Below are 17976 nucleotides of genomic sequence, written 5' to 3' on the forward strand. Positions count from 1 at the left end.
TAAATAGATGTCTTACTATTTAAATATAATATATAGTAAACGCTTACACACCTACAACGACATTGACGTATTTTGAAAGTATTTTGTATAATCAGATTATCTTTTCATATAGTGAAAATTTTTTCGCGACCTTATATATGACATCGTTGTATTTGTAATACATTCGTTTTAAACGCATAATCAAACCTATATCAATACACAAATATATATAATGACATACAAGATTTTAATGTAATAACGATCTATCACACATTTATTTTCAAGGAGGTTGAATATGTTTTTAGATGAACACATTAATCGAAACTTTGATAAACTTAATGATAATGATTTACATATCGCTCACTTTATCAATACACATATAGATGAATGTAAAAATATGAAAATACAAGATTTAGCGCAATTCACACATGCCTCGAATGCAACCATTCACAGATTTACACGCAAATTAGGTTTTGACGGTTATAGTGATTTTAAATCGTACCTTAAATTTGAAAGTAATAAGACACACCAATTACCTTCTAACTCTATCGATAGTTTCAAACAAGAAATCGATAGTACATTCAGTTATTTAGAACGCGTTGATTACCAGCTTCTTACTGAAAAAATGCATACAGCTTCAACAATATATTTGTATGGTACAGGGCGTGCACAGTTAAACGTTGCTTCAGAGGCACAGCGTATACTGTTAACGTTACATAATCATGTCATTGTACTTCATGATGAACATGAACTTAAAATGATTTTGAACAAGAGTGAACCTAATGATTTATTCTTTATTATTTCATTATCAGGTGAAACACATGAATTATTAGAAGTAACAAACTTGCTTCAACTTAGACAAAAATACTTTATTTCTGTTACTACAATGAAAGATAATACCCTTGCTCAAAAAGCAAATTACAACGTCTATGTATCCAGTAACACATTCTACTTAACTGATGGTACAGACTATTCTAGCTTCATCAGTTATCATATATTCTTTGAAACACTTGTAAGAAAATATAATGAGTATTTACTACATAATGATATTTCAAATTAGAAAAAAGGAAGTTATGATTTAATGGCCTTGAGCCTATCATAACTTCCTTTTATCATTTTATTGTTGTGTTGATGTTTCGATAACGTGGTACATCTTATCAAACATCAATTCGAAACCATGCACCATGGCATCATGATATTCTTTTTTCTTTTGCTTGTATTCTAAATTAGTAAATCGTCTTTCTTTTTCAACTAATGAACGATAATAAAATAGCATTTGGGTGCCACCTGTTTCACGTTCAAAAAATTCTACCTCAATGACATCTTGTGTTTCACTTAGTCCAGGCATACCGATAGTCATCTTAACGTATTCATCCATAACTAAAGATTCATAAATGCCTTCAATCACATTTACTTTGCCATTACGTTGTTGATCTACAATACGATATTTACCGCCTTCTTTAACGTCCGCTTCAATCTCTTTATTCGTTCTGGCTGATGTCATAAACCATTGTTTCAACAAATCTTTCTTTGTCCAAGCTTCGTATACTAACTCTGGAGAAAATTTATAAAGCTTTTCAATTTCAACTTCGACATGTTCATTCTCTACATTAAATTTTGCCACTGTTGTCCACCCACTTTCGCTCTTACTTTTATTTTAACGTATTTTTGCTCAGTTCCAAACATAGATGATCATCATTTTTAAAAGATTAGCGTTATACGGTGAGTACAACATGATCTGTTAATATAACAAGCCACCTTACTTGGCTACATCGATATATTGTTAAGCATTAATGTTTCATTTCTTGACTAGTGTTCTTTTTTAGCTTTGGAAAATTAAATAAAATCGCAATAAGTCCGCATACACCTAATAATATAGGATAAATGCTGTATGGGAATAACATTAACGGTGAAATACCAGCTACACCAGCCGCTGAAATGACTTGCGGGCTATATGGTAATAAACCTTGGAAGCAGCCTCCAAATATATCAAGAATACTTGCTGATTTCCTTGAATCTACATCATATTCATCTGCAATATTTTTAGCTAAAGGACCTGACATAATAATAGAGATGGTGTTGTTTGCCGTGGCAATATCTGCGACACTTACCAAACTCGCAATTCCTAATTCTGCCCCACGCTTTGATTTTACTTTAGAGCGAACAAATTGCAACAACCATTCAATACCACCATTGTGTTGAATAATACCGACTAAACCACCAATTAGCAACGCAATCATAGCAATATCTTCCATGCTTATAATACCTTTGGACACTGCATCTAGTAGCCCCATCCAACCGAATGAACCATCTATGAGACCAATGATTCCGGCTAATAATGTTCCGCCAATCAATACGATAATGACATTTACACCTAATAATGCTAATACCAATACTAAAATATACGGTACAACTTTAATTAGATTATAATCATAGCTTTTAGCATGATTTAAAGAAATGCCATTCGTTAAGAAATACAGAATAATAATCGTTAAAATAGCACCTGGCAATACAATTTTAAAGTTTACTCTGAATTTATCTTTCATTTTCGTATGTTGTGTTCTAACCGCAGCAATTGTTGTATCTGAAATCATTGATAGATTATCGCCGAACATTGCACCTCCAACAACTGTAGCCATTGCTAGCGCAGTTGGTACATCTGTCGCTTGTGCAAATCCGTAACCAACAGGTGCTATTGCAGCAACAGTCCCTACTGACGTCCCCATAGATATAGAAACAAACATACAAATCACAAACAATCCTACAATAATTAAATTTTCTGGGATTAATGATAGTCCTAAATTAACTGTCGACTTTACGCCACCCATTTTTTCAGCTGTATTTGAAAATGCACCTGCTAAAATAAAAATCAACATCATTAAAATAATGTTTGAATGGCCTGCACCTTTCGTGAAGACCTCAACTTTTTTAGCAAATGATTCTTTTCGATTCATTAATAACGCCACAATTACCGTTATCGTAATTGCAACATTTAATGGCATTGAAGTAAAATCACCTGTGATAATACCTACGCCTAAAAACAACGCCACAAATAATAACAAGGGGAATAATGCCCAAGCATTGCTCTTTTTATGTACTTCCATCCTTTTTACCTGCTTTCCAATTAAAAATACCTCTTTCTCACAAACGATGAAGAAAGAGGTTTTCATGTGCTTTACCTGCTTATCTTCAAACCATTACGGTTACTGGAATTGGCACATTCGAGATGTTGCCGAGGCTTCATAGGGCCAGTCCCTCCACCTCTCTAGATAAGTGATGCTTATTTACGTTTACGTTACAAGATAATCCTTAGTACGTCAATCATAAATTAATCAGGAGTCGTATAATATTTTTCATAAACAATCATTGCTACTGTAATAATAATCAAAACAATAATGCTAATAACAAGTAAAAGCCACCATTTAAGCATTAATGCAATAAAAATGAACACGATAGACACACTTACTAATATTAATGATATGACTTTAAATTGCTGAACACGTTGCTTGGAGATGACTTTCAACTGTTTGTTTGATAGACGCGTATTTTTTATACTGATTCCCAGTATATTTTCTAATATTTGAACCAATACGATACTTATTGCAAATATAATAATTGGTAAAACATCATAGCTCCCTATAGTTAATGTATAAATTACAAATCCAATGTAAAGTAACCCTGAGACAAAGGATAAAAAGTATGCGACGTATTTGTTAAACTTAATGATATGCTTTTTAACGTTTTGATGTGTAAACCATACATTCGAAACGATCGCAACTGCTACAAATAATGTGAATACTATATATAATGGTAATTTTTGTTCAGGAAAAACAGTCGCTATTCCAAAAGCTAATGCTAAAATCAAAAATAATATAGCTCTAGATACTATTAATGCCATAATAACAACCCCTTTGTTTAATATCGAGTTTGCAAATTTACGTTTATCAGCGTTTCTATGATCAGTACTTCTACGGGTAGCGTTTCTATGTAATTTACATCATCTTAACATATAAATACTTCGCTATTTAATTGAAAACATATCCTATTATTCTTTGTCCGTTCTGACGTTTAATATCTAGCCTTAGGTATTTCACTTGTTAATGAATTTAACTTTCTTCCACTAACCGTCCCTAAACCCAATCCCGCAACATTTTTTAATTTTTTCGTTGTTGTCCTGACATCCTCATTAAGAAAGTTTATTCTGCTTAAACCTTATAATCCACACCCTGAGCAAACGCTCCTTATGACAGAGTATTAAAATAAGCCGATAAAGATACACACCTTTACCGACTATTTAAAATACACTTCACCAATTCATTTTAATTTAATGGATTGAAGTAACTAAATTAATATTATGTTGTTCAATTAAAAGCTTCATACAAACCTAATCTATTTGCACTCCACCGCTAACACCGAACACTTGTCCAGTTGTATAACTTGATTCTTCTGACGCTAATAGCACATAAGTTCCACATAACTCAACAGGTTGACCTGCACGACCTAAAGGTGTTTTTTGATCAAATGTTGGGATTTTACTTTGAGGTTGTCCACCAGAAATTTGTAATGGTGACCAGAATGGACCAGGCGCTACACAGTTCACTCTAATTCCTTTTGGTCCTAATTCTTCTGAAAAACTTTTAGTTAATGAAATAATTGCTGCTTTTGAAGCGGCATAATCATGAAGAATAGGACTAGGATTATAACCTTGTACAGATGATGTCGTTGTAATTGACGCACCCGGTTTTAAATATTCCAATGCTTTTTGAACTGTCCAAAATAGCGGATAGACATTCGTTTCAAATGTTTCTGTAAATGCCTCAGTTGTAAATCCATGAATATCATCATGATACTGTTGATGTCCAGCAACTAAAGTAACATTATCTAAGCCACCTAATTGTTGATATGCTTGTTCAACAAGGTCATAGTTGAACTGCTCATCTCTTATATCACCAGGAATTAACACTGCCTTTTGACCACTTTCTTCAATCACTTGGCGTACTTCTTGTGCATCTTGTTCTTCACTCGGAAGATAGTTAATCGCTACATCTGCACCTTCTTTAGCATACGCAATTGCTACTGCACGCCCTATTGCTGAGTCACCACCTGTGACTAATATTTTATAGCCTTGTAAGCGTTGATGACCTTGGTAAGACGTTTCGCCACAATCAGGTGCTGGCGTCATTTCAGATTGTAAACCCGGTACCTCTTGTTCTTGTTTTTCATATTCCGTTGTTTTAAATTTTGTTCTAGGATCTTGAGCTGCCATTTTTTAACATCTCCTTATTCGCTTAATGGTTATTATTTACCCAATCTTCCTAGGAACTTAATCATGATTACACTAAAAATTACTTTCTTCTTTATAAAAACAAGCTCGAATTACTCATGCAATAGTCTTTTTACAAATTCAACAAAATACTCAGGTACTTTTTCAAGAATCCTTTCATCCGGTTTATATTGAGGATGATGTAAATCATATTCACTATGAGAACCAATTAACGCAAATACACTTGGAAAATGTTGACTATAACCTGAAAAATCTTCTCCAATCGTAAGCGGCTGTTCCATCATTTCCACCTTATATCCAACATGTTGGGCTACTGCAATTGCTTTATGCGTCAATGCCTCATCATTCATCACAGCGCCAGGTAAATGTGTATAATTTAAATTAATTTTCATATTATATGCTTGAGCCAATCCGTCCGCAATATCTTGTAATCGTGTTTCTACAAGCTTTCGTACCACAGGATCAAAACTACGCACTGTGCCTTGTACATACGCATGATCAGCAATGACATTCCAAGTATTACCACATGATATTTGTCCAATTGTTACTACCGCTTCATCAAACGCAGATAGATTTCTACTAACTATGGATTGAATACTATTAATCAATTGCGCCAACACAATAACTGGATCGTTGCATTGTTCTGGCTTTGCAGCATGACCACCCACGCCTTTAATATGAAACTCAAAACGATCTACTGCTGATGTAATTGCCCCTGTTTTGATTGCAAATGTACCTACCGAACGCGATGGGTCATTATGAAACCCCAATACTGCTTGTACATCTTTTAATGCATGTGTTTCAATAATTTTAAAAGCGCCATGTCCTAGTTCTTCTGCTGGTTGAAAAATGAATTTAACACGCCCAGTAAGAGTGCCCTCAATTTCTTTTAATTTTACAGCTGTAGCCAAAATACTAGCCATGTGAATATCATGACCACACGCATGCATAACACCTTCATTTTCAGATTTAAAATCCTGTTCAACAAGCTCTTGAATCGGTAAAGCATCAATGTCAGCCCGAACAGCTATACAACTCAGACCTTGTCCCACTTCAGCAACCAGCCCAGTCATAAGCGGTAAGTCTAATATTCTAATATGATGTCCTGTTAAAATATCTTTAATTTTTTGTGTAGTCTTAAATTCTTTATCGGATAGTTCTGGAAATTGATGAAAATACCTTCTCCAGGTAACAGCTTGATCTTTTAATCCCATCGGTCATTCCCCTTCCTTAAGTCAATGATATGTTGTCTACCCTACGATGATCATCTTTGACTATTAAACGATGATTTCACAACAATGTACTCTTGTTAATTGCTTTCGTTAATGATAGACAGTTATTTAATAATATCGTAACACTGTTGTCAAACTATTCTAACTTTTATAATTGAGACTCTATACAAAAACGTGTTCTCGAATATACTTGTTTTTACAAACCACAAAAAGCTCTAAACATTAGTTTAAACCAATGCTTAGAGCTTTCTAATTATTTTATGCTTTAAAAGATACTGTGTTATCTACGATGACCTTACCGTCTTTAATAACTTTTTCTGCGTGATTGATACCAAAATGATATGGAATATATTCATGATTTGGTGCATCCCAAATTACTAAATTAGCCTTATCACCTGTGTTAATTGTACCCGCATTAATGTCTATTGCTTTAGCAGCATTGACCGTAACAGCATTCCAAACTTCATTAGGTGATAGCTTTAATTTCAAGGCTGCAATCGCCATAACAAGTTGTAAGTTGTTTGTGACACTACTACCAGGGTTATAATCAGTTGCTAATGCAATCGCACCGTTATTGTCAAGCATGCCTCTTGCATCTGCATAATCTTCTTTACCTAAATAGAACGTCGTTGCAGGTAAGAGGACAGCTACAGTATCACTATTTCGCAACTTTTCTTTTCCTTTATCACTAGAAGCTACTAAGTGGTCTGCTGATATTGCTTGTTCATCAATTGCTAATTCCAGTCCGCCTAACGGATCAATTTCATCCGCATGTATTTTCACTTTAAAACCTGCTTCTTTGGCTTTTTGCATATAATGTTGCGATTGTTCTATTGTAAATACACCTGTTTCACAGAAAATATCCGCAAAGTCTGCATATTGTTTTACTTCCGGAAGTAACGCAATCATTTCTTCTAAAAATGCCTCATTTGAACTTGCCTCTTTAGGTACAGCATGAGGCCCTAGGAAAGTATGTTTCATGTCTAAATCATATTTCTCAGCTAAACGATTAGACACTTTCAATTGCTTCAGTTCATTTTCTCTATCTAATCCATAACCACTCTTACTTTCAACTGCAAGCACGCCGTGTTTAATCATAGTAAGCAAATCATGCTCTGCTTTTTTAAACAAGTCATCTTCGGATGTTTCTCTAGTAGCATTAACGGTAGATAATATGCCACCACCCATTTCTAATATTTCAAGGTAAGACTTACCTTGACGTTTTAATGACATCTCATGTTCTCGAGATCCACCAAATGTTAAATGGGTATGTGCATCTACTAATGCTGGGGACACTACCTTCCCACTAGCATCAATCGTCTCAGTCGCATCGTAGTCATCTGTATGTGTTCCAGCATATACAATTTTGCCATCTTTAATGACAACTGTACCATTTTTCACAACATTTAATTCATCTAATTCCTTACCCTTCAAAGGTTTATCTGTTGATCTCGGTAAAATTAATTCTGCTATATGATTAATTATTAAATCATTCATTACTTATCACCTGCTTTATCAATCATTGGAATATGAATACCTTTTTCTTTAGCTGTTTGAATAGCGATGTCATAGCCAGCATCAACATGTCGGGCAACACCCATACCTGGGTCAGTCGTCAATACACGTTCCAATCTTCTTTCAGCACGCTCTGATCCATCTGCTACAACAACCATACCCGCATGAAGTGAATATCCCATGCCAACACCGCCACCGTGATGGAATGAAATCCATGAACCACCTGCAGCTGTGTTAATGAGTGCATTCAATACAGCCCAATCACCAACCGCGTCACTACCATCTTTCATACTTTCTGTTTCACGGTTAGGACTAGCAACTGAACCAGCATCTAAATGGTCTCGTCCAATAACAATTGGTGCTGAAATTTCACCGTCACGTACAAGACGATTTAAAGCTAAGCCCATTTTCGCTCTTTCTCCATAGCCTAACCAAGCAATACGTGATGGTAGTCCTTGATATGAAATTTTTTCTTCAGCTAAATCAAGCCATCTTAATAACTTTTCATTTTCTGGGAAAAGTTTGCGCATTTCTTCATCCGCACGCTCGATATCTTTTGGATCACCACTCAACGCAGCAAAGCGGAATGGCCCTTTACCTTCACAGAATAATGGTCTAATGTAAGCTGGTACAAAGCCTGGGAAGTCAAAAGCATTTTTCACTCCGTTATTGAAGGCTACTTGACGAATATTGTTACCATAATCAAATGCTACAGCGCCACGTTTTTGGAATTCAAGCATTAATTCAACATGCTTTGCCATTGAAGCTTGTGACAGTTCAACATATTTTTTCGGATCTTTTTCACGCAATACTTTCGCTTCTTCTACAGAGTATCCTTGTGGCACATATCCATTTAGCGGATCATGTGCACTTGTTTGGTCAGTAATAATGTCAATTTTAAATCCTTTTTCTAGAATCGCTTGATGGATGTCTACAGCATTTCCAACTAACCCGATTGATAATCCTTCTCCACGTTCTTTCGCCTCTTCTGCTAATTTTAATGCTTCATCTAAATCAGCTGTTTTAACATCACAGTATTTCGTATCAATTCGCTTATCAACACGTGTTTCATCAACATCCACGCAAATTGCTACCCCATGATTCATAGTAATTGCTAACGGTTGCGCACCACCCATACCACCTAAACCTGCTGTCAGTGTAACAGTGCCTGCTAAATCTCCATTAAAGTGTTGATTACCTAGCTCGGCAAATGTCTCATAAGTACCTTGCACAATACCTTGAGAACCAATATATATCCAACTACCGGCTGTCATCTGTCCATACATGATTAAACCTTTTTTATCTAATTCATTAAAATGATCCCAGTTTGCCCATTCAGGCACTAATACTGAATTTGAAATTAATACACGTGGCGCTTCTTCATGTGTTTTAAATACAGCAACTGGCTTTCCTGATTGTACTAACATTGTCTCATCTGATTCTAATTCTCGTAACGTTTTCTCTATTGCTTCAAAAGCTTCCCAATTACGTGCTGCTTTTCCAATACCACCATAAACAACTAAATCTTCTGGTCTTTCAGCAACTTCTGGGTCTAAATTGTTGTATAACATTCTAAGTACTGCTTCTTGTTCCCAACCTTTACACTCAATACTCAAACCTTTTTTTGCTTGAATTTTTCTCATAAAATTCGCTCCTGTTCTTTTTAGAAGTTAATTCCACTAAATTTAAAACGCTTACATTATTATCTTCAATATTCATTATAGTATGTTAAAATATAGCCAACAAATATAAATAAACTAATTATCCATAGCTTGAATCTATAAATAAAAGGAGCAAAACACATGAAAATTATTCAGTTAGAATACTTCTTGGCTATCGTAAAATATAATAGTTTTACTAAAGCTGCACAATTTTTACATATTAGCCAGCCATCTTTAACTGCTACGATTAAAAAAATGGAAGCAGATTTAGGTTATGACTTATTTACACGTTCAACAAAAGACATCAAGATTACCGAAAAAGGAATACAGTTTTATCGTTATGCGAGCGAATTAGTTCAACAATATCGATCGACGATGGAAAAAATGTATGATTTAAGCGTTACATCAGAACCAAGGATAAAAATTGGGACTCTTGAATCTACGAATCAATGGATTGCGAATTTAATTCGAAAGCACCATTCCGACTACCCTGAACAGCAATATCGTTTATATGAAATACATGATAAACATCAATCTATAGAGCAATTACTGAATTTTAATATTCATTTAGCTATAACAAATGAAAAAATAACCCACGAAGATATAAAATCTATTCCATTATATGAGGAATCTTACATTTTATTAGCACCCAAGGAAACATTTAAAAATCAAAATTGGGTAGATGTTGAAAATTTGCCACTCATATTACCAAACAAAAATTCTCAAGTGCGCAAACACTTAGATGACTATTTTAATAGAAGAAATATTCGTCCAAATGTCGTTGTAGAAACAGATCGATTCGAATCAGCAGTTGGATTTGTTCATCTCGGCTTAGGTTACGCTATCATTCCGAGATTTTATTACCAATCATTTCACACGTCTAATTTAGAATATAAAAAAATTCGTCCAAACTTAGGCCGAAAAATTTATATCAATTACCATAAAAAACGCAAACACTCCGAACAAGTACATACATTCGTACAACAATGCCAAGATTATTTATATGGACTTTTAGAGGCTCTTTAACTTAAGTTATTAGAGCCTCTTATGCAGTTGCTCAGTCAACTGTAAAACAATTTCACAACCAATTTTATGATTTACATGTATAAATCATTACATTCAGACCAACAAACATAAATAAGCAGTAAGATGACTACAACTTAAGAGTCTTCTTACTGCAATTATTTTTCAAATATATCAACGTTAATATAACTTCTATTAAGAAATACTCACATTCTGCCCTGCAATGCAAATCTCGTCACATATAAATATTTTTAATTATTTTAAAAAATGATGCACTAAATTAGCAACGAGCTTAGCAGTTCTATTGTCAGCGTCATATGTTGGATTCATCTCAGCAATACTAACTGAAGACACCTTATCACTTGGAATAATACGTTTTGCTAATTCAAGAACAGTATGTGGATACAAACCTAACACTGCCGGCGCACTTACCCCAGGCGCAAACGCACTATCAATGACATCCATACAAATCGTAAACATAATGACATCATGTTCATGTACAAAACGTTCAATCATATCTTTAATTGTTGGTGATACGTGACTCAATAATTCATCTGCAAAGACATAATCAATCTTTTTCTCTTTAGCATAATCAAATAAACTTTGCGTATTACCACCTTGAGCAATACCAAGCACTAAATAATCTGTGTTTTCATCTTCTTCTAAAATTTGTCTAAAGCTCGTTCCAGATGTAGATTGTTGTTCAGCACGTGTATCAAAATGCGCATCAATATTTATCACACCAATAGATTGTGTTGGATAGACTTTACGTGTTGCTAAATATTGAGCATACGCAATATCATGTCCACCACCTAATAAAAATGTTTGTCTATGATTAGCAATTGACTTCGCTGCAAGCATAGCAAATTCTTTTTGAGTATCAATTAATTCCTCATGATCATGATAAACATTTCCGTAATCGACTAAAGTTTCACATTGATTCAAATCCGGCAAACCTGCAAATGCTTGTTTAATCGCATCTGGTCCTTCTTTTGCACCAATGCGCCCCTTGTTTAAAGCAACACCTTTGTCAACAGCATAGCCTAATATACCGACCCCTGATGGCATACTACTCTTTTCCAGCTTAGACAAATCTTCAAATGTTACTGTTTGAAAATGTCTAAATTTTTTCGGGTCTGTTTCACTATCTAACCTTCCAGTCCATAAATTTGGTTCACCTTGCTTGTACACAGCATTTCCCCCTCTTATTTATGTGGCTTATTAACAATTAAAGTATAACGTATAGGAAATTTTGAATTCAATTCATAGTTAAATCCGTATCTTAAAAATACTTATCTACATTACTTTTACCCCTATTTTCTATGTAATAACGAATACTTAGCTGATTTATGTTAATAAAATACGTCAAGACTATTACATTTTCATTAATATTGACATAGACAATTTATCTCTCGGCTTGTAATATGTATAATTGTTACTAAAAGATATTTTGCTTGTTACCTAATGGAGGTTACATATAATGAAGAACAATAAAATTTCTGGTTTTCAATGGGCAATGACGATTTTCGTCTTCTTTGTCATTACAATGGCGTTATCCATTATGCTCAGAGATTTCCAGTCTATAATTGGTGTCAAACACTTTATATTTGAAGTTACAGATCTAGCACCATTAATTGCTGCAATCATTTGTATACTCGTTTTCAAATATAAAAAGGTCCAACTTGCAGGTTTAAAATTCTCAATCAGCCTGAAAGTAATTGAACGTCTATTGCTAGCTTTAATTTTACCTTTAATTATTCTAATTATTGGTATGTACAGCTTTAATACATTTGCAGATAGCTTTATTTTATTACAATCAACAGGCTTATCAGTACCTATTACACACATTCTGATTGGACATATTCTGATGGCGTTCGTAGTAGAATTCGGATTCCGTTCATACTTACAAAATATTGTTGAAACGAAAATGAACACGTTCTTTGCAAGTATTGTTGTTGGTTTGATGTATTCAGTTTTCTCAGCAAATACAACTTATGGTACAGAATTTGCTGCTTATAACTTCCTTTATACATTCTCATTCTCTATGATTCTTGGTGAATTAATTAGAGCGACTAAAGGACGTACAATTTATATTGCAACGACATTCCATGCTTCAATGACATTCGGACTTATTTTCTTGTTTAGCGAAGAAATCGGCGATCTATTTTCAATCAAAGTCATCGCCATTTCAACAGCAATCGTTGCAGTAGGATACATTGGTTTAAGCTTAATTATCCGAGGTATTGCATATTTAACAACAAGACGAAACCTTGAAGAACTTGAGCCTAATAATTATTTAGACCATGTCAATGACGATGAAGAAACTAATCATACTGAGGCTGAAAAATCTTCTTCAAATATTAAAGATGCTGAAAAAACAGGTGTAGCTACTGCATCAACGGTTGGTGTTGCTAAAAATGATACTGAAAATACAGTGGCTGACGAACCAAGCATTCATGAAGGTACTGAAAAAACAGAACCTCAACATCACATAGGTAATCAAACTGAATCTAATCATGATGAAGATCATGACATCACTTCGGAGTCAGTAGAATCAGCAGAATCAGTTAAACAAGCACCACAAAGTGACGATTTAACAAACGATTCAAATGAAGATGAAATAGAGCAATCATTAAAAGAACCTGCGACTTATAAAGAAGACAGACGTTCATCAGTTGTAATTGATGCAGAAAAACATATCGAAAAAACTGAAGAACAATCTTCAGATAAAAACAAATAATAACAAAGCGCTTGCTAGTACCTCTTAAAAAGATGATGCTAGCAAGCGCTTTTCTATACTATATATTATTTTTCTAAAATTTTAACACCCTCTTGAGTGCCTACAATAACTTGATCTGCCATATCTAAGAAGTATCCTGTCTCAAACACACCTGTCAGATGAATTAAATACTCATGGAACTTATATGGGTCAATTCCTTTTGGTAACTTACAATCTAAAATATAATTGCCATTATCAGTTATAAATGCGACATCTTCGTTTACACGACGTTCTACTTTTATATCAGCGTATGATTCAATTTTACGTAATATGTGATACCAGTTAAATTTATCCACCTCTACTGGTAACTTAAACGTCTCACCTAAGTATTGAACTATTTTCGTTTCATCGACAACCACAACAAAACGCGATGCCATTTCATCTATAACTTTCTCTCTGAACAGCGCACCACCGCCACCTTTAATTATATTTAAAGATGGATCTACTTCATCAGCACCATCAATTGCTAAGTCGATATGATCAACATCATTGATTTCACATATTTTAATACCTAATTCTTTTGCTAAAAATGCAATTTTATTAGAAGTGCATACACCTGTAATATTGTAACCACGTTCTTTAATTAGTTGCGCCATTTGAGGTAAGAGTAATTCCATTGTACTTCCTGTACCAATTCCCAGCGTCATGTCACCATTGATTTGACTTAAAACATCATTTAATGTCATTAACTTGAGTGCTTTGACATCTTTCATGAAGGTAGCCTCCCATATTTATGTAATCTATTCAATTCATATTTTACATGACTCGTATAAATTAACATACCCTTATTTCTAACATTTTTTTAAACATATCAATCAGAATTTACAATTCTAAAAATGTTTTATAGTACAATATATTTTAAATAATACTCGTTAAGGAGAATGATATGATATCAATTCACGCAATTTCGACAGGAAAAATCCAAGATTTGCCTTATAGCTCGAAAAGACCGATGCGCTCTGCTTTAGATAAAACTAAGATTTCACAAACAACATGGTTATCTTCAACTGGTTTCACTGGTGATGAACAGGCTTATAAAGATCATGGTGGACCACATAAAGCAGTTTGTGGGTTTAGTAAGCATAATTATGCACTGTATCAAGATGATTTACCTACACTACCTACTCATGCGATGTTTGGAGAGAATTTAACATTTGATTATTTAGACGAATCTGATGTTTACTTTGGTAATCAATATCGTTTAGGTGAAGCGTTAATTGAGGTTTCTGAAATTAGAGAACCATGCTGGAAAATTCAAGCAAAATATAATATTCCTGATTTAGTGAAGCGCATGTCTACATCTGGTAAAACAGGTTTCTATTTCCGGGTATTAAAACAAGGCTATGTATCTCCAAATGATCAGCTTTACTTAATACAAGAAGCACCAATCGAACATCGTTTATCTGTACAACAGCTTAATGACCTTTATTATAATGATAGACAAAATCAAGATATGTTACGATATGCACTAAACAATCCATTTCTGTCACCAACAAGACGCGATAAACTTCAAAAAATGTATAACAGAACATTGAAATAATTACCTTTCATTATAAGTGTTAAATGAACTTTTCAAAACAAAAAGGAATCAACTTACACATCGTTTGTATAATAGTCTTATCTATAACCACTGATGCTATTGATTCCTTTTTTATGTTATATATTTTCTTTATTTCAAACTGTATATTAATGATGTCACTTCATTTGATACGATTCTTGATAACCTATTCAAAATTCCGCCAAATAACATAAATATTATATAAATGCCGATACTTTTAATCATTTTCTACTTTTTCTTCGATACGGAAACTTGTTTTCGAATTGAACACTTCACCAGCTTTTAAAATTGACGGTGCTTTTTCACCATATAAATTAATATCATTTGGTAAAAATTGTGTTTCTAATGTAAAGCCAGAATGTGGTTTATAAATATTAAATGGACTATCCCACTCATCAGGCTGGTTAAAAGTAAAGAACACAACATGAGGCATATCTGTATCGACCTCTAACATAAATTCATGATTTTCAACATACATTTTATGTTCACCAACTGTAAATGGGTGATCGAGACCACCAAAACGTGTCATTTGTTGGCTTAATTGCGCATGTTGTGATGTAAAAATATCACTCAATTTTATCTTGTTATCTTCAAACACTTCATGTAAATCTAGAATATCACCTGTAACAATATTTCGCTCATCTAATACATACATATCTAATTGATTACTTGAAATGCGATGATTATCAACGACATTATTATCTCGATTCAAATTGAAGTACACATGATTCGTAGGACTAAACAATGTGTCTTCTGATGCAACTGCTTCGTATTCAATCGACCATTGGTGATCCGCATCATAAATATGTGTAATCGTCACATCGATATCACCCGGGAAATGATCATCAGCTGATTTCAACACCGTCTTAAATATAACTTTAATTTGAGCAATTTCATTTCTAATTTCATAATCAAATAACTTATTGTCCAAACCATGACATCCACCATGTAAATGATGTTCACCGTTGTTTTTTTCTAACTGATATTCTTTACCTTTCAACTTAAATTTAGCATTATCAATTCTACCGCTATATCTTCCTATAGAAGCACCAAATTTAAAAGGATTACTATGATAAAATTCATCCGCTTCAACAACATTTCCAAGAACAATATTATTATCATGATATTTCCAAGACACTACTCTTGCTCCATAATTCGTAAAAATAATTTTAGTTTCATCATTATCAATTTTGATTAAATCTACACCTTGTCTTTGGTGCTCAACTTCAACTATCATTTTTACTTCTCCCTTCTAACCACAAGTGTTCAAGCTCTGCTGGGTAGCAACATTACTAAAACACCTACAATACAAATGATTGCACCGATAACATCATATTTATCTGGCATTTGTTTATCTACGACCATCGCAAAAATCAAACTCATGATGATAAATACGCCACCATATGCTGCATATACTCTTCCGAATGATGGAAATGATTGAAATGTCGCAATGACACCATATAACATGAGTATCGCACCGCCTATTAGCCCAACAAGTGAAGACTGTCCTTCCCTAAGCCACAGCCAAATCAGGTATCCCCCACCTATTTCACATAAGCCAGCTAATATAAATATAAAAATCGGATATAACATGAAATCACTCCATCACACATTTGCTATCAATAATCTATCGGCTACATATCATTTGTTTACATTTCTTCTTACTTCACATTCCCATTTTAAAAAGTTCGTTTTCACATTCATATTGTACACTTTTTTAGACATTATTCTATAGCTAAATATAAAAAAATAAGAGTAACACGCTTTCATCATCATTTTATATGATAAATGTGTGTCACTCTCATCAATTTTATTTTTTAAATACACGTTTCATTGAATTAAATAAGCCACGTTCAAATGTAAGTACTGAATCTTTATATGTTTTAATTGCAATCCATATCAAGACAGCTACCATTACAATTGAGATTAAAGAACTTAAGATGACCTCATATATTTGAAGCCCTGAAGTTTGAGCGCGTACAACTAATTGAAATGGCGCTAAAAACGGAATATAACTTGTGATTAAAGCAAGTTGTCCATCAGGATTATTTATCGTGAATATCGCGATATAAAATGCAATCATACCAAGTAATGTCAGTGGCATCAAAGATTGATTTAAATCTTCTATTCTAGATGTTAATGATCCGAGGATGGCTGCAAGTAATACATACGCCGTAATTCCAACAATACTACTTATAATTCCGACAATAATAATTTGCCAAGACAATTGATTCATTTCCACGTTAAAACCTTGTAGCAAGTCTTTTAAGTCAAAGGCAAAAATGCATATAACTGCCATCAATACAATTAAAATAATCTGAGTCACGGCAACTGCTATAACGCCTAAAATTTTAGCAAAAATATGTTGGATTGGTGAAATACTTGTAATAATCATTTCAATGACACGCGATGTTTTCTCACTAGCAATTTCCATAGCTATTTGAGATGCATAATTTAAAACAATGAAGAACATTAGAAAGATAATGCCATAAGCTAAAGCATAGTTGAAAATCTTTTGTCCTTCTGATACTTTATCGACTTCATCATTAGAAATCACCTTATTATCAACTTTACTTTGTGCTTGTAATTTTTGTAAGTCTTCTTTGTTGATATTTAATTCCCTGGCTACCATATTTGTTTGAATAGCTGTAAGCAGTGCTTGTACTTTTTGTGAATCTTCATGACTTACTCGCTTCTCACTAATGATTGTCCCTTGTAACGTGCGATTTTGATTCACCTTGATAATATAAGCTTTATCAAGTTTATGTTTTTTTACTTCTTTTTCAGCATCTTCTATAGAAACTTTAGTAAACTTAGCATCACTATGAAATGTATTCGCCTGTTGCTTGAAAACCTTATAGATTTGTTCATTCGGTGCTGCTACACCAATTTTATCTGGACCATCATCAAACATGTTAATAATCTTATCAATGTTAGATAGACCA

17 protein-coding genes and 1 riboswitch are annotated in these 17976 nt (G+C 33.7%); of the genes, 4 read left to right on the forward strand and 13 right to left on the reverse strand.

Annotation, left to right across the window (positions count from 1 at the left end; all coding sequences use genetic code 11):
• Positions 1 to 274 precede the first annotated feature (274 nt).
• Entirely contained in the window at positions 275 to 1039 is a 765-nt protein-coding gene (locus tag IDG64_RS03570) for a MurR/RpiR family transcriptional regulator (RefSeq protein WP_000477989.1), read from the forward strand.
• A 57-nt stretch (positions 1040 to 1096) separates the two neighbouring features.
• Here the strand turns inward: IDG64_RS03570 and IDG64_RS03575 are convergent, their stop codons facing one another.
• The 7 genes from IDG64_RS03575 to hutU all read right to left on the reverse strand — a co-directional run bounded on the left by IDG64_RS03575 (position 1097) and on the right by hutU (position 9653).
• On the reverse strand, positions 1097 to 1603 hold the full coding sequence (locus IDG64_RS03575) for an SRPBCC family protein (RefSeq protein WP_001051556.1): 507 nt from the start codon (positions 1601 to 1603) through the stop codon (positions 1097 to 1099).
• A 166-nt stretch (positions 1604 to 1769) separates the two neighbouring features.
• Positions 1770 to 3083 (reverse strand): Na+/H+ antiporter NhaC family protein, encoded by a 1314-nt coding sequence (locus IDG64_RS03580; protein WP_000451834.1) that lies wholly within the window; start codon positions 3081 to 3083, stop codon positions 1770 to 1772.
• 76 nt (positions 3084 to 3159) lie between these two features.
• A riboswitch (SAM riboswitch) is annotated at positions 3160 to 3255 on the reverse strand.
• A 52-nt stretch (positions 3256 to 3307) separates the two neighbouring features.
• On the reverse strand, positions 3308 to 3877 hold the full coding sequence (locus tag IDG64_RS03585) for a hypothetical protein (RefSeq protein WP_001185193.1): 570 nt from the start codon (positions 3875 to 3877) through the stop codon (positions 3308 to 3310).
• A 486-nt stretch (positions 3878 to 4363) separates the two neighbouring features.
• On the reverse strand, positions 4364 to 5245 hold the full coding sequence (locus IDG64_RS03590) for an SDR family oxidoreductase (RefSeq protein ID WP_000730059.1): 882 nt from the start codon (positions 5243 to 5245) through the stop codon (positions 4364 to 4366).
• Between the two features lie 110 nt (positions 5246 to 5355).
• Positions 5356 to 6477: a M20 peptidase aminoacylase family protein gene (locus tag IDG64_RS03595; protein ID WP_000523159.1), complete on the reverse strand. Its 1122-nt coding sequence runs from the start codon at positions 6475 to 6477 to the stop codon at positions 5356 to 5358.
• 276 nt (positions 6478 to 6753) lie between these two features.
• Entirely contained in the window at positions 6754 to 7992 is a 1239-nt protein-coding gene (gene hutI / locus IDG64_RS03600) for an imidazolonepropionase (RefSeq protein WP_000998767.1), read from the reverse strand.
• Positions 7992 to 9653: a urocanate hydratase gene (gene hutU, locus IDG64_RS03605; RefSeq protein WP_001226823.1), complete on the reverse strand. Its 1662-nt coding sequence runs from the start codon at positions 9651 to 9653 to the stop codon at positions 7992 to 7994. The genes hutI and hutU overlap by 1 nt, the downstream gene beginning before the upstream one ends.
• 159 nt (positions 9654 to 9812) lie before the next feature.
• On the opposite strand from hutU, the gene IDG64_RS03610 reads away from it, so the two are divergent.
• Positions 9813 to 10697, forward strand: a complete 885-nt coding sequence (locus IDG64_RS03610; RefSeq protein WP_000691833.1) for a LysR family transcriptional regulator — start codon at positions 9813 to 9815, stop codon at positions 10695 to 10697.
• A 252-nt stretch (positions 10698 to 10949) separates the two neighbouring features.
• Here IDG64_RS03610 and hutG read toward each other — a convergent pair whose 3' ends face one another.
• A complete protein-coding gene (hutG, locus tag IDG64_RS03615) occupies positions 10950 to 11885 on the reverse strand; it encodes a formimidoylglutamase (RefSeq protein ID WP_000277968.1) in 936 nt (311 codons plus the stop codon).
• A gap of 289 nt (positions 11886 to 12174) precedes the next feature.
• Here hutG and lyrA point away from each other — a divergent pair, with 289 nt between their 5' ends.
• On the forward strand, positions 12175 to 13434 hold the full coding sequence (gene lyrA / locus IDG64_RS03620; protein WP_000794442.1) for a lysostaphin resistance protein LyrA: 1260 nt from the start codon (positions 12175 to 12177) through the stop codon (positions 13432 to 13434).
• Positions 13435 to 13499: 65 nt separating this feature from the next.
• Here the strand turns inward: lyrA and IDG64_RS03625 are convergent, their stop codons facing one another.
• Positions 13500 to 14186, reverse strand: coding sequence for a ribose 5-phosphate isomerase A (locus tag IDG64_RS03625; RefSeq protein WP_000655864.1), 687 nt, complete (start codon positions 14184 to 14186; stop codon positions 13500 to 13502).
• 173 nt (positions 14187 to 14359) lie between these two features.
• Between IDG64_RS03625 and IDG64_RS03630 the strand changes: the two genes are divergently transcribed.
• Positions 14360 to 15013: an MOSC domain-containing protein gene (locus IDG64_RS03630; protein ID WP_000623452.1), complete on the forward strand. Its 654-nt coding sequence runs from the start codon at positions 14360 to 14362 to the stop codon at positions 15011 to 15013.
• A gap of 235 nt (positions 15014 to 15248) precedes the next feature.
• Here the strand turns inward: IDG64_RS03630 and IDG64_RS03635 are convergent, their stop codons facing one another.
• From IDG64_RS03635 to IDG64_RS03650, 4 genes are all read right to left on the reverse strand, one after another.
• The gene (locus IDG64_RS03635) at positions 15249 to 16268 is read right to left on the reverse strand and encodes an aldose epimerase family protein (protein ID WP_000634685.1); all 1020 of its coding nucleotides are present in this window, start codon (positions 16266 to 16268) and stop codon (positions 15249 to 15251) included.
• A gap of 29 nt (positions 16269 to 16297) precedes the next feature.
• Positions 16298 to 16624, reverse strand: coding sequence for a YnfA family protein (locus IDG64_RS03640; RefSeq protein ID WP_000966695.1), 327 nt, complete (start codon positions 16622 to 16624; stop codon positions 16298 to 16300).
• Positions 16625 to 16672: 48 nt separating this feature from the next.
• Positions 16673 to 16858 carry a hypothetical protein gene (locus tag IDG64_RS03645; protein WP_001789152.1) on the reverse strand — a complete coding sequence of 62 codons (186 nt, stop codon included), beginning with the start codon at positions 16856 to 16858 and terminating at the stop codon, positions 16673 to 16675.
• On the reverse strand, positions 16842 to 17976 hold a 1135-nt coding region (locus IDG64_RS03650; RefSeq protein ID WP_206171279.1), incomplete at its 5' end, for an ABC transporter permease. The genes IDG64_RS03645 and IDG64_RS03650, both read right to left, overlap by 17 nt.

It is taken from the genome of Staphylococcus sp. EG-SA-15, from assembly GCF_017151895.1.
Classification (GTDB): Bacteria; Bacillota; Bacilli; order Staphylococcales; family Staphylococcaceae; genus Staphylococcus; species Staphylococcus aureus.

What these genes read in the sequence shown, in the direction of transcription:
- IDG64_RS03570 (WP_000477989.1), top strand. Translation starts at nt 275, where the DNA reads ATGTTTTTAGATGAACACATTAATCGAAACTTTGATAAACTTAATGAT.
- IDG64_RS03580 (WP_000451834.1), bottom strand. Translation starts at nt 3,083, where the DNA reads ATGGAAGTACATAAAAAGAGCAATGCTTGGGCATTATTCCCCTTGTTA.
- IDG64_RS03585 (WP_001185193.1), bottom strand. Translation starts at nt 3,877, where the DNA reads ATGGCATTAATAGTATCTAGAGCTATATTATTTTTGATTTTAGCATTA.
- IDG64_RS03590 (WP_000730059.1), bottom strand. Translation starts at nt 5,245, where the DNA reads ATGGCAGCTCAAGATCCTAGAACAAAATTTAAAACAACGGAATATGAA.
- IDG64_RS03595 (WP_000523159.1), bottom strand. Translation starts at nt 6,477, where the DNA reads ATGGGATTAAAAGATCAAGCTGTTACCTGGAGAAGGTATTTTCATCAA.
- hutI (WP_000998767.1), bottom strand. Translation starts at nt 7,992, where the DNA reads ATGAATGATTTAATAATTAATCATATAGCAGAATTAATTTTACCGAGA.
- hutU (WP_001226823.1), bottom strand. Translation starts at nt 9,653, where the DNA reads ATGAGAAAAATTCAAGCAAAAAAAGGTTTGAGTATTGAGTGTAAAGGT.
- IDG64_RS03610 (WP_000691833.1), top strand. Translation starts at nt 9,813, where the DNA reads ATGAAAATTATTCAGTTAGAATACTTCTTGGCTATCGTAAAATATAAT.
- lyrA (WP_000794442.1), top strand. Translation starts at nt 12,175, where the DNA reads ATGAAGAACAATAAAATTTCTGGTTTTCAATGGGCAATGACGATTTTC.
- IDG64_RS03625 (WP_000655864.1), bottom strand. Translation starts at nt 14,186, where the DNA reads ATGAAAGATGTCAAAGCACTCAAGTTAATGACATTAAATGATGTTTTA.
- IDG64_RS03630 (WP_000623452.1), top strand. Translation starts at nt 14,360, where the DNA reads ATGATATCAATTCACGCAATTTCGACAGGAAAAATCCAAGATTTGCCT.
- IDG64_RS03635 (WP_000634685.1), bottom strand. Translation starts at nt 16,268, where the DNA reads ATGATAGTTGAAGTTGAGCACCAAAGACAAGGTGTAGATTTAATCAAA.
- IDG64_RS03640 (WP_000966695.1), bottom strand. Translation starts at nt 16,624, where the DNA reads ATGTTATATCCGATTTTTATATTTATATTAGCTGGCTTATGTGAAATA.